This is a genomic window from Pantoea sp. GM_Pan_3 (assembly GCF_026541045.1).
GTDB classification, from domain to species: Bacteria; Pseudomonadota; Gammaproteobacteria; order Enterobacterales; family Enterobacteriaceae; genus Pantoea; species Pantoea anthophila.
In genome coordinates this window covers 1-460 of record NZ_JALNVA010000016.1, presented here as the reverse complement: position 1 = coordinate 460, position 460 = coordinate 1, and the positions used below count along the sequence as shown (strand labels likewise).

Sequence of the window (460 nt, the reverse complement as noted above, 5' to 3'; positions counted from 1 at the left end):
ATTTTAAAATTGAAACCAAACTTCTCTATCCACCCGCATTTAAGCAGCGGGTGCAGTTAAGAGAGCAGGAACTGCGTGAAGCCACTAATAAACCCGGTAACAGACCTGAAAATGCCCCTTTTCTAAAAGATGTCATTCTGCTTCCTGATGGCAGGGGCGTTATTTTTGACCGCAATGAATCAGGTGTTTCGGATATATACAGAAAGCTTGAAGCCCATATTTATTCAGACATAACAGCCTTTGTGATTACTACAGAGATTCGTGATTTTTCAGATGGAAAGCACAGTGAAAAAAAATCAAAATATTTGGCCAGAGGCTTTACTGAGGTCGATACAAATACCAAGCCACGCAAGCTGGCTGCCATGCAGTCTCTGATATCACGGCTTAGCGGCAGGAAAGATGAGAATATTCCGTCGGCTGAAGGCGTGTGTATCCCAAACGGATTTATCCGGGATGATGG

Annotated in this window: 1 pseudogene; it reads left to right on the top strand. The window is 43.5% G+C overall.

Annotated elements, in window-relative coordinates:
- A pseudogene (locus OXR04_RS21505) lies at positions 1–460 on the top strand (hypothetical protein); the annotation flags it as partial.